Source organism: Achromobacter sp. K91, from assembly GCF_003576205.1.
Taxonomy (GTDB): domain Bacteria; phylum Pseudomonadota; class Gammaproteobacteria; order Burkholderiales; family Burkholderiaceae_B; genus Achromobacter; species Achromobacter aegrifaciens.
Map to the genome: position 1 here is coordinate 46,821 of NZ_QWFB01000011.1, position 18,311 is coordinate 65,131.

Here is an 18,311-nt window from a genome sequence, read left to right on the forward strand (position 1 = left end):
CATTATCCAAGGCGAAGAGTAGGCTGCAATCTCGTTGTCCTTCCCTGGTTCCACTCCGCGCCGCTTCGGCGGCGCCGGCATGAAAATGATGAACGCAGCACCTTCCACCTCCGAGGCCGATCTGCGGCCTCCGCCCACGTGCGGGCAATTGTTCTATGGCTTCCTGATGCTCGGCCTGACGGCCTTCGGCGGCGCCTTGCCGCTGGCGCGCCGCATGGTCGTCGAAAAGCACCGCTGGCTCAGCGGCGCCGAGTTCACCGATCTGCTGGGCCTGTGCCAGTTCCTGCCCGGCGGCAACATCATCAACCTGTCGGTGGCGCTGGGCATGAAGTTCCGCGGGCCGCGCGGCGCGTTCGCGGCGCTGATGGGCCTGATCCTGGCGCCGTCCGCCATCGTGGTGCTGCTGGGCATGGTGTACGACCGCTTCCAGAACGATCCGCACATCCAGCACCTGTTTGCCGGTCTGGCGGCCGCGGCCGCGGGCCTGTTGATTTCCATGGCGGTGAAGATCGGGGTGCCGGTGGTGAAGCGCCGCGACTGGCTGGCCGGCGTGGTGGCCACGGCCTGCTTCATTGCCATCGCCGTGCTGCGCATTCCGCTGCTGCCCACCATGGCGGTGCTGACGCCGCTGAGCATCCTGATGGTCTGGAGGCAACGTCGATGATCCACACACTGATCGCCCTGGCCCTGATCTTTTCCGAACTGTCCGTGCTGGCGTTCGGCGGCGGCAACACCATCCTGCCCGAGATGCAGCGGCAGGTGGTGGACGTGCATGGCTGGATGACGGCGGCGGACTTTTCCGCGCTGTTCGCCCTGGGGCAGGCCGCCCCGGGTCCCAATTTGATGGTGGTCACGCTGGTGGGCTGGCATGTGGCGGGCGGCCTGGGCATGCTCGTCACCACCATCGCCAAGTTCGGCCCGTCGTCCATCATCACTGTGATCGCGCTGGGCCTGTGGGAACGCTTCAAGGACCGGCCCTGGCGCGGCGTCATCCAGGCGGGCATCTTCCCGATGACGGTGGGATTGGTGGCGGCCAGCGCGGCGCTCATCACCGAAGCCTCGGTGCATACCTGGCTGTTGGGCGCCATTACCGCTGTGGTGGCGCTGCTGGGCAGCTTCACCCGCATCCATCCGTTGTGGCTGCTGTTTGGCGGCGCGCTGGTCGGTTTGCTCGGCATCGGTTAGCGTTAGGGCTGCTCACACCAAAAGGAGCAGCCGCATGCCGCCGCTCAAGGATTTCGAGCCCGAGGACGACTCCGCCGCTGGCGCCGCCCTGCCGTTTTTCCATGCGCATCGTCGCCTGGTCGGATGCGCTGGTTTGCTGCTGGTGACGGCGGGCGGCCTGTATGCCCTGGGCGTGCCCTGGGTGCTGGCGCTGCTGCTGGGATTCGATGCGGGGGCGCTTGTGTTCCTGCTGATGACGGCGCGGGTGTTCGGCCGCACCAGCGCGGCGGCCATGCGCCAGCATGCGCAGCAGCAGGACGTGGGGCGCACCGGCGTGCTGTGGAGCAGCGTGGCGCTGTCCTGCATGGTGATGATGGCATTGTGGGTCGAACTGCGGGGGGAAGGCGGCGCGGGCGACGTGCTTGCCATGTTGGCCGCCGCCGTCACCATCATCCTGTCATGGCTCTACATGAACATGATCTTCGCGCTGCACTACGCGCATGGCTATTACGGCCACCGCAACGCCATGCACAAAGGGCTGGATTTCCCGGGTACCGATGAACCCGACTACTGGGACTTCGCCTATTTCGCGCTGGTGCTGGGCATGACGTTCCAGGTGTCGGACGTGCAGATCGTGAACCGGCGAGTGCGCCGCACAGCCCTGACGCACAGCGTCATCGCCTTTTTCTTCAACGTCTTCATCATCGCCATCAGCGTGAACGTCGCGGCGGGGCGGGCTTGAAGCCGCGCCCCGGGGGCTTGCACCAGGCCGGGCCGCGTCAGGCTGCGCCCAGGCGCCACAAGGACGTGACTTCCTTCGAACGGGCGGCATGCAGCGGGTCGCTCGCGTCCTGCGCGCGGCCGTGCGTGGGACGGGTGTCGATGCGCTCGATCACGCGCAGGCCGGCCTGGCTGATCATGTCCAGCAGCGCTTCGCGGCTGCGCAGGCCCAGGTGTTCGGCCAGGTCCGACAGGATCAGCCAGCCCTCGCCATTGGGCGTCAGATGCGCCGCCAGCCCATTCAGGAAGCCGCGCAGCATGCGGCTGTCAGGGTCGTAGACCGCATGCTCGACGGGCGAGCTGGGGCGGGCGGGCAGCCACGGCGGGTTGCACACGATCAGGGAGACCCGGCCTTCGGGGAACAGGTCCGTTTCTTCGACGTCCACCTGCTTGGACAGGCCCAGCCGCTCCAGGTTTTCGCGGGCGCAGGCCAGGGCGCGCGGATCGGTGTCGGTCGCGATGACACGCTTGCCGCCGCGGCGCGCAATCACGGCGGCCAGCACGCCCGTGCCGGTGCCGATGTCGAAGGCCACGCTGCCACGCGGCATCGGGGTGCGCGCCACCAGGTCGACGTACTCGCCGCGCAGCGGCGAGAACACGCCGTAGTGCGGATGGATGCGGGCATTCAGGGCGGGAATTTCCACGCCCTTCTTGCGCCATTCGAAGGCGCCGATCAGGCCCAGCAGCTCGCGCAGCGACGCGACGTAGGGCTCCTCGGCGGGGCCATGGGCCTCTTCGCAGGCGAGCCGGGCGTCGGGTGCGCGGCGCAGCGGAATGCCGTGGCCGGCGTCGAACGGAATCAGCAGCATGCCCAGGATGCGGGCGCGCTGGGACTGGATCTGGCGGTGCTGGTTGAAGGCGTCCAGCAGGCTGTCCACGGGCTTGCGGGGCCGCTTGTCGACCCGCCGCGTGATGGCCTGCAGCAGTTGCCGCGCGTTCTGGAAGTCGCCGCGCCACAGCAGGCCGACACCTTCGCAGGCCTGGCGGTAGGCCATGTCGGCGGTCATGGTGTCGTCCGCCACCACTACGCGCTTGGGCGGCGCGGCGCCGGATTCGGAGCGCCAGCGGGCGGCGTGCGGGGTCTGGTTTTCTTCCCAGCGGATTTCAGGGACGGTCAACGTGTCGCTCCAGCAAGGCGGGGCGCGCGGGGCAGGGTGGTCATGGATAAAGCAAAAAAGAAGGGGCGCGGGCTGCCAATGTAGCAGCTTCGCGCCCCGTCGCGGCGTCCGCTTGGGCTCAGTGGAACAGCACCACCGCCTTCTGCAGCGTGATCCAGATGCCCCAGGCCAGGGGGATGCCGACGCAAGCCCAGGCAAACACCACCAGCGCCGCCGGCGTGCGGAACGCGGATGTTCCGACCCCGTGCGTTTCCGTGGCGACGGCGCGTTCGTGGGCCAGCGCCTTCTCGCGCGCCAGTTCCTCGTCATTCATGAAGTACTTGGGGTTCACGGGCCGGATCGCCAGGTTGCACAGAAAGCCCAGCACCAGCATCCCGGCCAGGATGTACATGGTGATGTCGTACACCTGGGCGCGCGGCACGCCGATGGACAGCTGGTATTCGCGGATGTAGTTCACCAGCACCGGTCCGAAGATGCCCGCCGCCGACCAGGCCGTCAGCAGCCGTCCATGGATGGCGCCGACCATCTGCGTGCCGAACAGGTCGGCCAGGTACGCCGGCACGGTGGAGAAGCCGCCGCCGTACATGGACAGGATGATGCAGAAGGCGGCCACGAACAGGGCCAGCGCGCCGATGTGCGCGGTCCAGGGGATGGCCGAATACAGCGCGAAGCCCAGCACGAAGAAGATGAAGTAGGTGGTCTTGCGGCCCAGCTTGTCGGACAGGCTGGCCCAGAAGAAGCGGCCGCCGATGTTGAACAGGCTGAGCAGGCCGGTGAAGCCGGCGGCGATGGCGGCGATGGCCGCCAACTGGCTCTTGTCCAGTTGCGAGTAGCCCAGTTCAGGCTGGTTGATCAGGCCGCCGCCGAACACTTCCTGCAGCAGCGGCGAGGCCATGCCCAGGATGCCGATGCCGGCCGTGACGTTCAGGCACAGCGCCCACCACACCAGCCAGAACTGCGGCACGCCCCAGACGCGCTGCACATGGACATGGCCCTTCGTGATCATGGCGTTGCCGGCATGCTTGGCCGGGGCGGTCCAGCCCTCGGGCTTCCAGCCGGTCGGCGGCACGCGGTAGCCCAGCGCACCCGACATCATGAAGACGAAGTACACCGCGGCCATGGTCAGGAAGGTCTGCCAGACGCCCGGCGATTCAGGCGTGGCGAAGTGGCGCATCAGCAGGTCGGCCAGCGGCGCGCCTATCATGGCGCCGCCGCCAAAGCCCATGATGGCCATGCCAGTGGCCATGCCGCGGCGGTCGGGGAACCACTTGATCAGCGTGCTCACGGGCGAGATGTAGCCCAGTCCCAGGCCGATGCCGCCGATGACGCCCGAGCCCAGCCACAGCATCCACATCTGGTGCAGGTACACGCCGATGGCCGAAATGACCAGGCCGCCACACCAGCACAGGGCCGACACCACGCCCGCCTTGCGCGGGCCCGCGCGTTCCAGCCAGCCGCCCCACAGCGCGGCCGAGCAGCCCAGCAGCACGAAGAACAGGGTGTACATCCACCCCATGGTCGAGATCTTCCAGTCGCAGTTGGTGGCGAACAGCTCGGCTGCGAGGCTCATGTCCGCGGGGCAGGCCAGCGGCTTGGCGCCGCCCACGACCTTGGACAACGGCAGCCAGAACACCGAGAAACCGTAGGCCATGCCGATGCACAGGTGGATGGCCAAGGCGGCCGGGGGAACCAGCCAGCGCGAGAAGCCCGGTCCGGCGATGGTGCGTTCCTTATCGAAAAAACCCGGCTTCGAACCGGGCAGGTCCAGCGTGGCAGTGCTTTGCATGTTGTCTCCTCTTTGGGGGCCGCTCGTTGGCGCGCGTGGTCCGGCATCCGGCCGGTCCCGCCGCCTTTTCTTGTGATTGTTCCTGCCGTCTTGCCTGCCGCCGACGCGTTACGCCACGCGGGCCAGCGGTGTGAGGCGCTGGCGGTTCTGGGTGACCGCTTCCAGCACCAGCGGGTGCAGTCGTTCCCCGCCGGCGTCGCCGTCGGGGTTCTGTTCGAGAAAGTTCAGGAGCTCATTGCGCATGCGCGGCTCCCAGAACTTGTGGATATGGTTGGCCACGCCCTCCAGGGCCTCGGGCCGGTCGGGCATGGCTTCGAAGAATTGGCCGATGCGGTTGGCCATGCGGATCAGGTTGCCGATTTCCATGCTTGCGTGAAGTCCGGTTCAGGAGATGATGCGTTGGGGGTGTGAGTACAGTGTGGCGTCGTCGCCGCGTAGAAAACCCAGCAGGCTGACGTTGGCTTCATCGGCCAGGCGGATGGCGAGCGCGGTGGGTGCGGAGACGGATGCCAGCACCCCGACGCCGGCGGCGGCGGTCTTCTGCACCATTTCGAAGCTGGCGCGGCTGGACACCACCACGATGCCGTCGCCAGCATGCATGGCCTGGCGTGCCAGTGCACCTATCAGTTTGTCCAGCGCGTTGTGGCGGCCCACGTCCTCGCGCACCAGCGCGACGGCGCCATCGGCGCCCGCCCAGCCGGCGGCGTGGGTGGCGCCCGTGATGTCGTGCAGCGCCTGGCGCGCCCGCATGTCGCGCATGGCGGCCAGCACGGCCTGGATGCGCACGGGCGAGCCGTTGGTGACGGGCGCGACAGGCCGCAGCACTTCGGGCAACGTTTCCACGCCGCACAGGCCGCAGCCGGTGCGCCCGGCCATGGCGCGGCGGCGGGACTTCAGCCGCACTTCACAGGCAGTGGAAATTTCCAGCTGGACCACGATGCCGTCGCATTGCGGCAGCAGGTCGATGCCGCGCACGTCGCTGATGCCGTCGACGATGCCTTCGGACAGCGCGAAGCCGACCGCGAAGTCTTCCAGGTCGGCCGGCGTGGCCAGCATGGTGGCGTGACTGATGCCGTTGAACTCCAGCGCCACCGGGGTTTCCTCGGCCACGGAGTCGGTTTCGACCTCGGGGACCAGGACACCGCCCCGCACGCGGGTGACCTGTACCTGCGTGCAATCGGGGCGGGAAGGCGGTGGCGTGGGCATGTCGGCGTCCTGGCGTTTCGGGCTGGCGGTTATTTCCCGGTCAGCGCCGCCTCGCTTTCTCGCGAACGCTCGCGCAGCAGCTTTTGCTGGATGTCCGCAAAGCGCGACCACTGGCGTTGCCACTCCGAAGGCTGCGACACGCGCGTGACCTGCACGGCCGTCACTTTGTATTCGGGGCAGTTGGTGGCCCAGTCGGAGCTGTCGGTGGTGACGACGTTGGCGCCGGACTCGGGAAAATGGAAGGTGGTGTATACCACGCCCGGCTGCACCCTGTCGGTCAGCGTGGCCCGCAACACGGTCTCGCCCGCGCGGCTCTGGATGCCGACCCAGTCGCCGTCCTTCACGCCGCGGTCCTCGGCGTCCTGCGGATGCAGTTCCAGCACGTCCTCGCCATGCCACATGACGTTGGGGGTGCGCCGGGTCTGCGCGCCCACGTTGTACTGCGACAGGATGCGGCCCGTGGTCAGCAGAAGCGGGAAGCGGCGCGTGCTGCGCTCGTCCGTGGGCACGTACTTGGTGATCATGAACTTGCCCTTGCCGCGCACGAACTCGTCGATGTGCATGATGGGCGTGCCATCGGGCGCTTCTTCGTTGCAGGGCCATTGCAGGCTGCCCTGCTTGTCCAGCTTTTCGTAGCTGACGCCGGTGAAAGTGGGCGTCAGGCGCGCGATCTCGTCCATGATCTCGCTGGGATGCTTGTAGTTCATGGGGTAGCCCAGCGCGTTGGACAGCGCCACCGTCACTTCCCAGTCGGACTTGCCGTTCTTGGGTTCCATGACCTTGCGCACGCGCGAGATGCGGCGCTCGGCGTTGGTGAAGGTGCCGTCCTTTTCGAGGAACGAGGAGCCGGGCAGGAACACGTGGGCGTACTTGGCCGTTTCGTTCAGGAACAGGTCCTGCACCACGATGCATTCCATGGCAGCGAGGGACGCCGCCACGTGCTGCGTGTTGGGGTCCGACTGCACGATGTCTTCGCCCTGGCAATACAGGCCCTTGAACGAACCGCCCAGCGCAGCCTCGAACATGTTGGGGATGCGCAGGCCGGGTTCCGGCTGCAGGGTCACGCCCCAGTCCTGTTCGAACTGCGCGCGCACCGTGTTGTCGGAGATGTGGCGGTAGCCCGGCAGCTCATGCGGGAACGAGCCCATGTCGCACGAACCCTGCACGTTGTTCTGCCCGCGCAGCGGATTCACGCCCACGCCTTCGCGGCCGATGTTGCCGGTGGCCATGGCCAGGTTGGCGATGGCCATGACGGTGGTGGAGCCCTGGCTGTGTTCGGTTACGCCCAGGCCGTAGTAGATCGAGCCGTTGCCGCCGGTGGCGTACAGGCGCGCCGCGCCGCGCACCGCCTGCGCCGGCACGCCGGTGATCTCTTCCATGGCTTCCGGCGAGTTCTCAGGCAGCGAGACGAAGTCGCGCCATTCCTTGAAGGCCTTGGCTTCGCAGCGTTCAGCCACGAAGTCCTCGGCGATCAGGTTTTCGGTGGCGATCACGTGGGCCAACGAGGACAGCAGGGCGGTGTTGGTGCCGGGGCGCACCTGCAGGTGGAAGTCGGCCTTGATGTGCGGCGAACTGACCAGTTCGATGCGGCGCGGATCGATCACGATCAGGCGCGCGCCCTGGCGCAGGCGGCGCTTCAAGCGCGAGGCGAACACCGGATGGCCGCTGCTGGGGTTGGCGCCCATCACGATGACCACGTCGGTGTGCATGACGGAATCGAAGGTCTGGGTGCCGGCGGATTCGCCCAGCGTCTGCTTCAGGCCGTAGCCCGTGGGCGAGTGGCAGACCCGCGCGCAGGTGTCGACGTTGTTGGTGCCGAAGGCGGCGCGTACCAGCTTTTGCACCAGCCAGGTTTCTTCGTTGGTGCAGCGCGAGGAGGTGATGCCGCCGACCGCATCGCGGCCGTACTGACCCTGGATGCGGCGGAATTCGGAGGCCGCATAGTTGATCGCCTCGTCCCAGGACACTTCCTTCCAGGAGTCGGTGATGTGCTTGCGGATCATGGGCTTGAGCACGCGTTCCTTGTGCGTGGCATAGCCCCAGGCGAAGCGGCCCTTGACGCAGGAATGGCCGCGGTTGGCCTGGCCGTCCTTCCAGGGCACCATGCGCACCACTTCCTGGCCCTTCATCTCGGCCTTGAAGCCGCAGCCCACGCCGCAATAGGCGCAGGTGGTCACGACCGAGTGCTCGGCCTGGCCCATCATGATGACGGTCTTTTCCTGCAGCGTGGAGGTCGGACAGGCTTGCACGCAGGCGCCGCAGGACACGCATTCACTGTCCAGGAAGGGCTGGTCCTGCCCCGGCGACACGCGCGACTCGAAGCCCTTGCCGGAGATCGTCAGGGCGAAGGTGCCCTGGGTTTCCTCGCAGGCGCGCACGCAGCGGTTGCAGACGATGCACTTGGACGCGTCATAGGTGAAGTACGGATTGGACTCGTCCTTTTCGCTCTTCAGATGGTTGGCGCCGTCGTAGCCGTAGCGCACGTTGCGCAGGCCCACCACGCCGGCCATGTCCTGCAGCTCGCAGTCGCCGTTGGCCGGGCAGGTCAGGCAGTCCAGCGGATGGTCGGAGATGTACAGCTCCATCACGCCGCGGCGCAGGTCGTGCAGCTTGGGGGTTTCGGTGTAGACCACCATGCCGTTCTCGGCGGGGGTGGTGCACGAGGCCGGATAGCCGCGGCGGCCTTCGATCTGCACCAGGCACAGCCGGCACGAGCCGAAGGGCTCCAGGCTGTCGGTCGCGCACAGCTTGGGAATGTTGATGCCGGCCTCGGCGGCCGCGCGCATCAGCGAGGTGCCTTCGGGCACCGTGATTTCCTGGCCGTCTATGGTCAGGGTGACGGTTACGGCGGACTCGCGCGCCGGCGTGCCCAGGTCGCGATCGCGCTTGATGACGGTTTCTAGCATGTCGGTCTCGGGTTCAGGCCGCGTGCGCGGCAGACTGGGAGGACTCGATGCCGAAGTCCTGCGGGAAGTGGTTCAGCGCCGACAGCACAGGGTAGGGCGCCATGCCCCCCAGGGCGCACAGCGAGCCGCCCAGCATCGTGTCGCACAGGTCGCGCAGCAGATGCACCTGCTGCTCGCGGCCGGGGCCGCCCGCGACGATCTTGTCTATGGTTTCCACGCCGCGGGTGGAGCCGATGCGGCAGGGCGTGCATTTGCCGCAGGATTCGATGGCGCAGAACTCCATCGCATAGCGCGCCATGCGCGCCATGTCGACGGTGTCGTCGAAGGCCACCAGGCCGCCATGGCCGACCATGGCGGATATCTGGATGTAGGCCTCGTAGTCCAGCGGCACGTCCCATTGCGATTCCGGCAGGTAGGCGCCCAGCGGGCCGCCCACCTGCACCGCGCGCAGCGGCCGGCCGGAAGCGCTGCCGCCGCCGAAACCGTACAGCAGGTCGCGCAGGCTCAGGCCGAAGGCCTTTTCGACCAGGCCGCCGTGCTTGAGGTTGCCGGCCAGCTGGAACGGCAGCGTGCCGTGCGAGCGGCCCACGCCGTAGTCGCGGTAATAGGCCGCGCCCTTGGCCAGGATGATGGGTACGGTGGCCAGAGAAATCACGTTGTTGATGACCGTGGGCTTGCCGAACAGGCCGGAGATCGCCGGCAGCGGCGGCTTGGCGCGGACCACGCCGCGCTTGCCCTCGATGCTTTCCAGCAGCGAGGTTTCCTCGCCGCAGATGTAGGCGCCCGCGCCCTTGCGCACTTCCATGTCGAAGCGGCGGCCGCTGCCGTGCACGTCATCGCCCAGCCAGCCCACGCTGCGCGCCCGCGCGATGGCGGCTTCCAGCGTGTCGATCGCTTGCGGATATTCCGAACGCACGTAGATGTAGCCGTAGGTGGCGCCCACCGCCAGGCCGGCGATGGTCATGCCTTCGATCAGCACATAGGGGTCGCCTTCCATCAGCAGGCGGTCGGCGAAGGTGCCGGAGTCGCCTTCGTCGGCGTTGCAGACGATGTACTTCTGGTCGCCGGGGGTGCCTGCGACTGTCTTCCATTTGATGCCGGTCGGGAACGCCGCGCCGCCGCGGCCGCGCAGGCCCGAGGCCACCATTTCGTCGACGATCTGCCCGGGCTCCATGGCCAGGGCGCGTTGCAGGCCCTGCAGGCCGCCATGGGCGGCGTAGTCCTGCAGGGACAGCGGATCGGTCACGCCGACGCGGGCGAAGGTCAGGCGTTCCTGGTGCTTCAGGTAGGGGATTTCTTCGGTCAGGCCCAGGCGCAGCGGATGCTCGCCGCCACTTAGCCAGCCGGCGTCGAACAGCGCGGCGACGTCTTCGGGCTGCACCGGCCCGTAGGCGATGCGGCCTTGCGGGGTAGTGATTTCGACCATGGGTTCCAGCCACAGCAGGCCGCGCGAGCCGTTGCGCACGATCTGCACGGACAGACCGCGGGCGTCGGCGGCGCGTTCGATGTCGCGCGCCACCGTGTCGGCGTCCATGGCCAGCGCCGCGGCGTCGCGCGGCACGTAGATGACAATGGGGGAGCTCATGATTGCGCCTCCCGCGTGCGGGCCAGCAGTCGGTCGAGCTTTTCCGGCGTGACGCGGGCATGGGGCCGCCCGTCGATCATCACCGCCGGCGACTGGGCGCACAGGCCCAGGCAGTACACCGGTTCCAGGGTGAAATCGCCGTTCTTGCTGTTGGCGTGGAAATCACAGCCCAGCGCCGTGCGCGCATGGGCGGCGAGATGTTCGCCGCCCATGGCCTGACAGGCTTCGGCGCGACAGACCTCCAGGGTGTGGCGCGCCGCGGGTTCGCTGCGGAAATGCGGATAGAAGGTGATGACGCCGTGGACCTCGGCGCGGGACAGGTTCAGGGCCTCGGCGATGGTCTGCACCGCCGCGGCCGGAATACAGCCCAGTTCATGCTGGACCGCGTGCAGCACGGGCAGCAGCGGGCCGGGCTGGTCCTTCAGCCGGGCGAGTATGCGGGCGGTGGCCGCGATGGCCGGGGTGTGGGACGCCTGGGCCGCGTCCAGGGCCATCTGGCCGCCGCGGGCGCCGCCGCTGGACGCCAGATCGGATGTTGCCTCGCGCTGATGCACGTCGGTCTCCTCCTGTGTTGCTGTTGTGCCGGGTTGGATGTTGTTCGGTTTTATATGTTTTAAAAAACATATAAAACTCCCTCCAACCGCGTTATTTGTGTACTCTAACGGGGTAATTCACCGTCTTCAATAAGAAATAAATGACATATAAGTTCCGTATCGGCCTGCGGCCGCAATGGACCCTGGGCGGAGACGACGACCCGGCACCCGTGCCATTGCAGGATATGCTGGCGCTGCTGTCCGCGATCGATGCCACTGGCAATATTGCCGGGGCCTGTCGCGCCTGTGGCCTGTCGTACCGGCATGCCTGGGGCGTGCTGCGCCGTTTCGAGGCAATCTTCGGTACGCAGTTGCTCATCACCAACCGCCGCCAGGGCACGCAGCTGGCGCCGTTCGCGCAGCGCCTGCTGTGGGCCAACCGCCGCATCGAGGCGCGCCTGATGCCCACGCTGGACAGCATGGCCTCGGAACTGCAGGAAGAACTGGAGCGCCTGCTGCCCGAGAGCGGCCCGCATCTGCGGCTGCATGCCAGCCACGGCTTCGCGGTGGAGTCGCTGATGCAGCACATGGGCAACCGCAAGCCGGGCCTGGAGTTGCGCTACCGCACCGCCATCGAGGCGCTGGCCTCGCTGGAGCGTCGCGAGTGCGACCTGGCGGGCTTCCAGGTGCCGCTGGGCGATTTCGAAGCGCCCATCATGGAGCGCTACGCCCAATGGCTGCATGCTGACGAGTACATGCTGATCCACCTGGCGGTGCGCAATGCGGGCCTGTTCGTCACCGCCGGCAACCCCAAGCACATACGCGGCATGGCTGACCTGGCGCGGCCCGACGTGCGTTTCGTCAACCGCCAGATCGGCTCCAGCACGCGCTATCTGGTGGGCCTGATGCTGCAGCGGGCGGGGGTCTCGATCAGCGAGGTCCAGGGCTACGAAACCAACGAGTTCACCCATATGGCCATTGCCGCGCACATCGCCAGCGGCATGGCCGACACGGGCGTGGGGGTGGAAACGGCCGCCTGCCGCTTCGGACTGGACTTCATCCCGCTGGTGCGGGAACGCTATTTCTTCGCCATCCGCAAGGCCTCGCTGGAGACGCCGGCCATGCGCGACCTGCTGTCCATCATGCGCAGCCCGGACTACGTCGGCTACGTCGGCCAGCTGGCGGGCTACGACGCCCGCGACACCGGCAGGCTGCAGTCGCTGCAGGAGGCCTTTCCATGAGCGCGAAACGCGATGCGCCGGGATATGATGCTCCCATGAGCAAAGTGATCTTTCTTGCCGATCGCCGCAGCGGCCCGCTGGCGCCCGGCGAACTGCCGCCGCACGGACAGCCCGCGCTGGACCAGCGCGCGCGTCCCTTGCGCGACCTGCGGATTTCGGTCACGGACCGCTGCAACTTCCGCTGCACCTACTGCATGCCGCGCGAAGTCTTCGACAGCAGCTACACGTTCATGCCGCATTCGGCGCTGCTGTCGTTCGAGGAAATCAGCCGCCTGGCGGGCATCTTCACGCAATTGGGCGTGGAGAAGATCCGCCTGACGGGCGGCGAGCCGCTGCTGCGCAAGCATATCGAGAACCTGGTGGGCCAGTTGGCCGACCTGCGCACGCCCGCCGGCCGCCCGCTGGACCTGACCCTGACCACCAACGGCAGCATGCTGGCGCGCAAGGCCGAGGCGCTCAAGAGCGCCGGGCTCACGCGTGTCACCGTCAGCCTGGATGCGCTGGACCCGGCCATGTTCCAGGGCATGAGCGACAGCGGCTTCACGCCCGACGACGTGCTGCGCGGCGTCGACGCCGCGGCCGAGGCCGGGCTCGCGCCGGTCAAGGTCAACATGGTGGTGCGACGCGGCCTGAACGACGGGCAGATCCTGCCCATGGCCGAACGCTTCCGCCATTCAGGCCACATCCTGCGCTTCATCGAATACATGGACGTGGGCAATACCAACGGCTGGAATCTGGCCGAGGTGGTGCCCAGCCAGGAAGTGCTGGACCGTATCGGCGCGGCCTATCCGCTGGAACCCGTGGCCAGCGGCGAAATGGGCCGCGTGGCCGAACGCTGGCGCTACCTGGACGGCGGCGGCGAAATCGGCGTCATCTCCAGCGTCACGCACGCCTTCTGCGGCGGCTGTACGCGCGCGCGCCTGTCGCCGGAAGGCAAGCTCTTCCTGTGCCTGTTCGCGCACGACGGCTACGACCTGCGCGCACCGCTGCGCGACGGCGCCAGCGACGCCGAACTCGCCGGCATCATCGCGGGCATCTGGGCGGGGCGCAACGACCATTATTCCGAGCTGCGCGGCCGCAACATGGCCGACCCGGCGCGCAAGATCGAGATGAGCTACATCGGTGGCTGAAGCGTTTGCCAGCAAGGGCATCGCCGGCCTGATCCTCGCGGGCGGCCAGGGCGCGCGCATGAACGGACAGGACAAGGGCCTGGTCGTGTTGCGCGGCGAGCCCATGGTGGCGCACGTGGCGCGCCGCCTGGCGCCGCAGGTGTCGCGCCTCGTCATCAGCGCCAACCGTCACCTGGATCTCTATGCCCGCTACGGCGCCGTCGTGCAGGACGGCGAAGCCGATCTGGGCGCCTGGCAAGGGCCGCTGCTGGGCATTGCCGCGGGCCTGGAGGCCGCACGCCAGGAGGCCTGGCTGGTGGTGGCGCCTTGCGATACGCCGTTCCTGCCCAAGGATCTGGCAGCGCGCCTGGTGCGCGCGGCCGAGTCCGCCAATGCGCCCATGGCCTATGCGGTGGCGGACGGACAGCGCCATTCGGCCTGCATGGCCTTGCGCACGTCGCTATTGCCCGATCTGCTGGCGTACCTGCGGGCCGGGGACCGCAAGGTGGGGCTGTGGCAGGCGAGGATGGGCGCGGTCGAAGCCAGCTTCGACGACGCGCCCGATGCCTTCATGAACGTCAACACGCCAGATGAACTGGCGCGGGCCGAGCGCTACGCCAGCCAGTGACGCAGGTCGTAGTAGGCGACCCGGTCCTTGTCCTGCACTTGCACGTCGGCCGGCAGTCGGGCCAGGCCCGTCGCCCAGGGCAGCGAGCTGATCACCCCGGAACCCTGATGGCCGTAGGGCACCAGTTCGGCGCTGCCGTCGTCGGCCAGACGGCGCTGCACGCGCAGGAATTCCTCGCGGCTGTCCTGGCGCGGATGCTCGGTGCGCAGCGGCAGCAGGCTGGTCGGCGGGAACAAGGTTTCGCGGCCCTGCATGCGGCGCATCAGCGGCGTCACCAGCAGGGTGAACACGGCGTAGGCCGACACCGGGTTGCCGGGCAGGCCGACCACGGGCTTGCCGTCGATCTGCGCCAGCGCCACCGGCTTGCCCGGCTTCATGCGCACCTTCCATAGCGCCAGTTCGCCGCCCAGCGAGGCCAGCGCGGGCTTGACCAGATCGCGTTCGCCCACCGACACGCCGCCCACGCTCACCACCAGGTCGCAATCGGCCAGCAGCGTCTTGAATGCGGCGTGCAGGTCGGCCTCGGTGTCGCGGGCGTGCAGCACGTGCACGGGCAGGGCGCCCATGCCGCGCGCCAGGGCGGCCAGCATGGGGCCGTTGGAGTTGTAGATCTGCTCGGCCGCGCGCGGCTGGCCGGGCAGCACCAGCTCGTCGCCGGTGGTCAGGATGCCCACGCGCAACTGGCCGAACACCTGCACGCGGGCCAGGCCTTGCGAAGCCATCAGCGCCACGTGGGCGGCTTCAAGTACGGTGCCCGCGGCCAGCAGCGGCGCGCCGGCCATGGTGTCTTCGCCGCGGCGGCGGATGTGCTGGCCGGCCTTGGGCGCACGCGAGATTTCCACCTGGCCGTCGGCTTCGGTGGTGTCTTCCTGCATGACGACCGCATCCGCGCCTTCGGGAATCAGGCTGCCGGTGAACAGGCGGATGGCGTGGCCAGGCTTGAGAGGTTCCGGCATTTCCCCCGCGTAGCAGCGCTGCTGGATGGGCAGGCGCACGCCGGCGCCCCAGTCGGCCACGCGCAGCGCATAGCCGTCCATGGCGCTGTTGTCGGCAGGCGGTATGTCCACGGTGGCGGTGAGATCGGCGGCCAGCACGCGGCCGGCGGCATCGGCCAGGCTCACCTCTTCGCTGCGTTGCAGCGGCCCCGCGGCGTTGGCCAGCAGGGTCTGGGCTTGATCAAAATCCAGCATGGGTCAGTTGTCTTCTTCGCGTTGCTTGAAATGGGTGGCGAAATTGCAGGGGCGGTGACTGCTGTCCAGCTGCTCGCGGATGATCTGCGCCCAGGCGGTTTCGCAGGCGTTGTTCGAGCCGGGCAGGCAGAAGATCAGCGTCTGGTTGGCCGAGCCGGCAAAGGCGCGCGACTGGATGGTGGAGCTGCCGATCTCGGTATAGGAGATCTGGCGGAACAGCTCGCCGAAGCCGGGAATCTCGCGGTCCAGCAGGGGCATGATGGCCTCGGGCGTGTGGTCGCGATGCGAAAAGCCCGTGCCGCCCGTGGTCAGGATCACCTGCACCTCGGGATCGGCGATCCAGTCGCTCATGATGCGGCGGATCTGATAGATGTCGTCCTTGACGATGTCGCGGCGCACGCACTGATGGCCGGCATGCGCGAGGCTATGGGCCAGCAGATTGCCGGAGGTGTCGTCGCCCGCGCTGCGGGTGTCGCTGACCGTAAGCACGGCGCAGGCCAGCGAAACAAGGCTTTCGTCGCTCATGGATTTTCCTCTTCTAGGCGGTGGTGTCTTCATCCCAGGACTGCGTGCGGTCCTGGTCGGATTGGCGTTGCTCCACCCAGAAGCTGCTGCCGCCCGCGAGGGTTTCGCGCTTCCAGAAGGGCGCGCGCGTCTTGAGCGCGTCGATGATGTATTCGCAGCCGCGGAAGGCGTCGCCGCGATGGGCGCTGGCCGCCGCGACGAAGACGATCTGGGCATTGCGGTGCAGCGCGCCCACCCGGTGCACGATGACCGTGCCGGCCAGGTTCCAGCGCGCGCGGGCGGTCGCGGCGATCTCTTCCAGTTCACGTTCGCACATGCCTGGGTAGTGTTCGAGAAAGAGCGTGTCGGTGGGCGTGTCGGGCGCGTAGTCGCGCACATAGCCCACGAACGTGACGATGCCGCCCACGCCCGGGCCGGCGCTCTCTCGCAGCGCGGCCGTGAGCGCGGCGCCGTCGAAGTCGGCTTCCTGGACGCTGATCATGGCGTTCAACCTCCGGTGACGGGTTCGAATACCGCGACCTCGTCGCCCGCGCGGATGGGCGCGGACGGCTTGGAGTGGGTCTGGTTGATGGCCAGCTTCAGGCGCGCGGAGGGCGCCAGCTGGGGGTAGCGTTCGCCCAGCGCGGCAAGCAACTGCGCGCCGGTGGACTCGCCTTCCAGTGGCCAGGCTTCGGAGCGCTTGCCGACCAGTTCGGCCACGCGCGCGAAGTAGAGAAGATTAATCGTTGCGCCATTCACCGCTTTTTCCTCCTGCCTTGTACTTAAGGCGAACTTGCTCGATGACGATGCCCTTGTCGGCAGCCTTGCACATGTCGTAGATGGTCAGCGCGGCGACGCTGCAGGCCATCATGGCTTCCATTTCCACGCCGGTCTTGTAGCTGGTGCGGCAGGTGGCCAGCACGTCGATGCGGTGTTCGGCGTCGTCCAGCGCGAACTCGACGCCGACGAAGGCCAGCGGCAGGCTGTGGCACAGCGGGATGGTGTCGGCGCAGCGCTTGGCGGCCAGGATGGCGGCGACGCGGGCGGTGTTGAGGACTTCGCCTTTGCCCTGGCCCGGCTGGGTCAGCAGGCCATAGGCGACGGCGTTCATGCGCACGCTGGCGGTGGCGATCGCCACGCGCTCGGTGTCGGTCTTGGCGATGACGTCGACCATGCGGACCTGCCCGGCTTCATCCAGGTGGCTCAAGGTTGGGGTGGGCGTGGACATGGGAATCGGGAGCGATAATTGTTAATGATTGAAAAGGGCGGTCCCGGCTGGCCGGATCGGCCCATCGATACGCCTATGATAGACGAGCGGTGCAGGGGGCGCGATAATCGCGCCTGTAGTCATTAGAAGGACGGAAACGCTCGTCCTTCAATTCGTATCAGGAGACGCGCAATGCCCTTGCGGATGCCCAAGCTTCGGTTAACCCGCCGGGTCGGCAAGATTCTTCTGGGTATTGCGGCATTCGTACTGATCCTTTTCGGGGTTGCCGCCTGGCAAGTCCCCAAAGTGCTGCACAACGTCCTGGTGCAGGACGTCTCCAAGATGATCGGGCGGGACGTCTCCGTCGGCGACATCAGCTTCAATCCCTTCACGCTGACCGTCCGCGCGCGCGACCTGGCCGTGGCCCAGCCCGATTCGCAGACGCCGCTCTTGACGCTGGCCGAGCTGGACGTCAGCGCGGCCTGGACTTCCCTGTTCTGGTTTGCGCCGGTCGTCGATCGAATGACGCTGCGCGAGCCTAACATCGCCATCGTCCGCGAGGACGTCACGCGCTTCAATTTCTCTGATATTCAGCAACGAGTGGCCGAATTGACGGCCGCCCAGCCCGAAGAACCGCCCAAGCCGGACGAAGGGCTGCCGCGCTTCTCGCTGAACAATATGGTGATCGAGAATGGCACGATCACGCTGGATGACAAGGTCACCGGCCGCAAGCAGGTGGTCGACGAGCTGGGCGTGGGCGTGCCGTTCATCTCCACGTTCGGCTACGCCACCGACATCGATGTGCAGCCGCGCGTGCATCTGCGCATCAACGGCAGCCCCTTTGATCTGAACGGCGTGGCGCGCCCCTTCGACAAGGTGCCCTCGTCCACGCTGCGCGTGGCCTTCAACGGGCTGCAACTGGAAAAGTGGGCGGACGTCTGGCCCATGCCGCTGCCGTTCAAGGTGGAAAGCGCGCTGCTGGATTCCAACCTGCAAGTGGTGTTCGAGCAGCCCAAGGACGCGCCGCCCAAGATCCGCGTGGTCGGAGACCTTGGCCTGCGGCGGCTGGACCTGCGCGACACCGCTGGCGCAAATCTCGTCGCCTGGAGCGCGCTGACGGTCACCCGCCTGGAACTGGAGCCCATTGCGCGCCACGCCTATGTGGGCGAGGTGGGCCTGTGGGCGCCGCAGATCCATGTGCGCCGCTACGCCAATGCCAACCTGAACTGGCTGGACGTGGTCGCCGGGTTGAAACGATTGGGCGGCGTGGAGCCGACCGCCACGCCGGTGGCCGACAAGCTGCGCAAGGCCAGCGGCCTGGACCCGACCAAGGCGCTGTCTCTTATACACATCT

19 protein-coding genes are annotated in these 18,311 nt (G+C 67.5%); 7 read left to right on the plus strand and 12 right to left on the minus strand.

Annotation, left to right across the window (positions count from 1 at the left end; translation table 11 throughout):
* The first annotated feature begins 85 nt into the window (after positions 1-85).
* From DXK93_RS02170 to DXK93_RS02180, 3 genes are read left to right on the plus strand one after another with little or no spacing between them, the layout of a single operon-like run.
* Complete coding sequence (locus tag DXK93_RS02170; protein WP_054452241.1) at positions 86-664, plus strand: chromate transporter; 579 nt, start codon at positions 86-88, stop codon at positions 662-664.
* Entirely contained in the window at positions 661-1,185 is a 525-nt protein-coding gene (locus DXK93_RS02175; protein ID WP_054451587.1) for a chromate transporter, read from the plus strand. Before DXK93_RS02170 ends, DXK93_RS02175 begins: the two co-directional genes overlap by 4 nt.
* 34 nt (positions 1,186-1,219) lie before the next feature.
* A complete protein-coding gene (locus tag DXK93_RS02180; protein WP_119449247.1) occupies positions 1,220-1,906 on the plus strand; it encodes a DUF1345 domain-containing protein in 687 nt (228 codons plus the stop codon).
* Positions 1,907-1,943: 37 nt separating this feature from the next.
* On the opposite strand, the gene DXK93_RS02185 is transcribed toward DXK93_RS02180, so the two are convergent.
* The 7 genes from DXK93_RS02185 to DXK93_RS02215 form a co-directional block, all read right to left on the minus strand.
* On the minus strand, positions 1,944-3,062 hold the full coding sequence (locus DXK93_RS02185; protein WP_054451585.1) for a class I SAM-dependent methyltransferase: 1,119 nt from the start codon (positions 3,060-3,062) through the stop codon (positions 1,944-1,946).
* Between the two features lie 118 nt (positions 3,063-3,180).
* Positions 3,181-4,848, minus strand: coding sequence for an OFA family MFS transporter (locus tag DXK93_RS02190; protein WP_054451584.1), 1,668 nt, complete (start codon positions 4,846-4,848; stop codon positions 3,181-3,183).
* 108 nt (positions 4,849-4,956) lie between these two features.
* Positions 4,957-5,214: a formate dehydrogenase subunit delta gene (locus DXK93_RS02195; RefSeq protein WP_054451583.1), complete on the minus strand. Its 258-nt coding sequence runs from the start codon at positions 5,212-5,214 to the stop codon at positions 4,957-4,959.
* A gap of 18 nt (positions 5,215-5,232) precedes the next feature.
* A complete protein-coding gene (gene fdhD / locus DXK93_RS02200) occupies positions 5,233-6,054 on the minus strand; it encodes a formate dehydrogenase accessory sulfurtransferase FdhD (RefSeq protein ID WP_119449248.1) in 822 nt (273 codons plus the stop codon).
* 29 nt (positions 6,055-6,083) lie between these two features.
* The gene (gene fdhF / locus DXK93_RS02205; protein ID WP_054451581.1) at positions 6,084-8,960 is read right to left on the minus strand and encodes a formate dehydrogenase subunit alpha; all 2,877 of its coding nucleotides are present in this window, start codon (positions 8,958-8,960) and stop codon (positions 6,084-6,086) included.
* Between the two features lie 13 nt (positions 8,961-8,973).
* Positions 8,974-10,545, minus strand: coding sequence for an NADH-quinone oxidoreductase subunit NuoF (locus DXK93_RS02210; protein ID WP_054451580.1), 1,572 nt, complete (start codon positions 10,543-10,545; stop codon positions 8,974-8,976).
* Positions 10,542-11,099 carry a formate dehydrogenase subunit gamma gene (locus DXK93_RS02215; protein ID WP_054451579.1) on the minus strand — a complete coding sequence of 186 codons (558 nt, stop codon included), beginning with the start codon at positions 11,097-11,099 and terminating at the stop codon, positions 10,542-10,544. Before DXK93_RS02215 ends, DXK93_RS02210 begins: the two co-directional genes overlap by 4 nt.
* Before the next feature lie 140 nt (positions 11,100-11,239).
* Here DXK93_RS02215 and DXK93_RS02220 point away from each other — a divergent pair, with 140 nt between their 5' ends.
* From DXK93_RS02220 to mobA, 3 genes are read left to right on the plus strand one after another with little or no spacing between them, the layout of a single operon-like run.
* The gene (locus DXK93_RS02220; RefSeq protein WP_054451578.1) at positions 11,240-12,319 is read left to right on the plus strand and encodes a substrate-binding domain-containing protein; all 1,080 of its coding nucleotides are present in this window, start codon (positions 11,240-11,242) and stop codon (positions 12,317-12,319) included.
* Between the two features lie 35 nt (positions 12,320-12,354).
* Positions 12,355-13,449: a GTP 3',8-cyclase MoaA gene (moaA, locus tag DXK93_RS02225; protein ID WP_119449253.1), complete on the plus strand. Its 1,095-nt coding sequence runs from the start codon at positions 12,355-12,357 to the stop codon at positions 13,447-13,449.
* The gene (gene mobA / locus DXK93_RS02230) at positions 13,442-14,056 is read left to right on the plus strand and encodes a molybdenum cofactor guanylyltransferase MobA (protein ID WP_255423275.1); all 615 of its coding nucleotides are present in this window, start codon (positions 13,442-13,444) and stop codon (positions 14,054-14,056) included. Before moaA ends, mobA begins: the two co-directional genes overlap by 8 nt.
* Here the strand turns inward: mobA and glp are convergent.
* From glp to moaC, 5 genes are read right to left on the minus strand one after another with little or no spacing between them, the layout of a single operon-like run.
* The gene (gene glp / locus DXK93_RS02235; RefSeq protein ID WP_119449249.1) at positions 14,041-15,246 is read right to left on the minus strand and encodes a gephyrin-like molybdotransferase Glp; all 1,206 of its coding nucleotides are present in this window, start codon (positions 15,244-15,246) and stop codon (positions 14,041-14,043) included. The genes mobA and glp overlap by 16 nt on opposite strands.
* Before the next feature lie 3 nt (positions 15,247-15,249).
* A complete protein-coding gene (gene moaB, locus DXK93_RS02240) occupies positions 15,250-15,771 on the minus strand; it encodes a molybdenum cofactor biosynthesis protein B (RefSeq protein WP_054451576.1) in 522 nt (173 codons plus the stop codon).
* Between the two features lie 13 nt (positions 15,772-15,784).
* Positions 15,785-16,252 carry a molybdenum cofactor biosynthesis protein MoaE gene (locus tag DXK93_RS02245; protein WP_054451575.1) on the minus strand — a complete coding sequence of 156 codons (468 nt, stop codon included), beginning with the start codon at positions 16,250-16,252 and terminating at the stop codon, positions 15,785-15,787.
* 5 nt (positions 16,253-16,257) lie between these two features.
* Positions 16,258-16,509 (minus strand): MoaD/ThiS family protein, encoded by a 252-nt coding sequence (locus DXK93_RS02250; RefSeq protein ID WP_054451574.1) that lies wholly within the window; start codon positions 16,507-16,509, stop codon positions 16,258-16,260.
* The gene (gene moaC, locus DXK93_RS02255; RefSeq protein ID WP_042794830.1) at positions 16,490-16,978 is read right to left on the minus strand and encodes a cyclic pyranopterin monophosphate synthase MoaC; all 489 of its coding nucleotides are present in this window, start codon (positions 16,976-16,978) and stop codon (positions 16,490-16,492) included. Before moaC ends, DXK93_RS02250 begins: the two co-directional genes overlap by 20 nt.
* A gap of 171 nt (positions 16,979-17,149) precedes the next feature.
* On the opposite strand from moaC, the gene DXK93_RS02260 reads away from it, so the two are divergent.
* Positions 17,150-18,311, plus strand: a 1,162-nt coding sequence (locus tag DXK93_RS02260; protein WP_119449251.1) for a DUF748 domain-containing protein, incomplete at its 3' end; no start/stop codon positions are given.